Here is a 1,513-nt window from a genome sequence, read left to right as displayed (position 1 = left end):
CCATTTTCCAGATGATAAGGGCTTAAACTACCTTCGCCAGTATCATGATAAAACCCACCTAACTGCGCACCTTTATTTAACGCGCGAATTGCATTGGCACTTAAACTACCAAAGCTCATGGCAGAGATGTTCATAATTGATGCACTATACGGTTGAAGGCATTGTGCATTACCCACCTGAATACGAAAGCTCTTTGGATCTGCTGGTGGGCAAGGGCTTATTGAATGGACAATGAATCGATAATTTTCTTGATAAACGTCAATGATTGAACCAAATGGTTTATCTGCATTTTCATTTTTAGCACGCTGATAAACTAGACTTCTTTGCATACGCGAAAAAGGTAGAGCATCTTGATCCGCTTCAATAAAGTATTGGCGAATTTCTGGACGTATATCTTCAAACAAAAAGCGGAAATGCCCCATAATTGGGTAGTTTCTTAGAATAGAATGTTTATTCTGCAAAACATCGTAAAGACCTAATAAACTTAGTGCACCTGTAAGCACCCATAACCCGTTAAGGAGAGTATCAGAAATAAAATAATAGATACTATGAGGGGTGTATACGGTTCGAAACCAGGTGATGCTCAGTGCAGTAAAAATACATAAGAACCAGAGAGAATGGCGCGAAAAGAATGTATTGAGAAATTTATGTCGAATGATTTGTGCTGGACTCGCCATATTGGAACAAATTCCTAATGTTTTACTGGTACATACCTTGCCAAGAAGCAAGTGAAACTACAAGTGTGGAATTGTTAGTTTCAAGAGAAAATAAAAAGTACAGCTGTGGTTCACTCCATTTAGAAATAGATTTTTAAAAAAGTATTTAAGCGATTATTAATATCTAATTTGGAGATTTAGGAGATTAAATAAATTATTAAATACTTAATTATTAAATTGATATATTTTATAAATTTTTAGCTGTAATAAAGAATATTTCCATTAAGTATTTTCATTAAAAGGGATGTGGATTAATTGGATTTAACTTTAGATTTAATTAATAATAACTTTTTTGTTTGTATATTTTTTGATTTAATTAATGTTGTCCTAATTAATTATTTTTTGCTAATATAAATAAATTGAAATATTTTTTTTAATACACATTACTACAACTATATAAGATTCTAAAAAATCATTTAAGGACTGAAATGAATTGGAAACTATTAATCTGCTCCGTTTTTCTCACAGAAGTTTTTTTCTTAACCTTAATGTTCTATCTAGGTTTTGATCTAGATACTTTCAAAAAAGTTGCTCTAGTACAAAGTATATTAGTTGCTGCAACTATAATATTTGACTCTATGGAAAGAAAAAATAATCCTATATTTCCTGGATCTATCGTTTATCCCTTACTTGGTATTTTATTTGTTTTTGGGTTTACGCCTATTCTAGATTTTTTTGCAGAAAGACCTAAAGGATTCCATAGCTGGGACATTAAAAATATTTTAGTAATGGGGTCGCAAAGTGCAGATTATCAATTTAGGGAGTTAGCTTGGTATGGTAAAGCTTATATACAGTTG

2 protein-coding genes are annotated in these 1,513 nt (G+C 31.6%); one reads left to right on the top strand and one right to left on the bottom strand.

The window, feature by feature from the left end; translation table 11 throughout:
* Positions 1–677 (bottom strand): glutamate synthase-related protein (locus tag UC75_RS20265; RefSeq protein WP_265597217.1); only part of this gene is annotated, 677 nt, incomplete at its 3' end.
* 467 nt (positions 678–1,144) lie between these two features.
* On the opposite strand from UC75_RS20265, the gene UC75_RS05195 reads away from it, so the two are divergent.
* The coding region (locus UC75_RS05195; RefSeq protein WP_049836918.1) for a hypothetical protein at positions 1,145–1,513 on the top strand (369 nt) is incomplete at its 3' end.

Origin of the sequence: Acinetobacter sp. V2 (genome assembly GCF_001188385.1) — a bacterium.
GTDB lineage: Bacteria > Pseudomonadota > Gammaproteobacteria > Pseudomonadales > Moraxellaceae > Acinetobacter > Acinetobacter oleivorans.
Note: the sequence above shows the minus strand (reverse complement) of the source record. Positions and strands in the feature narration are given on the sequence as shown.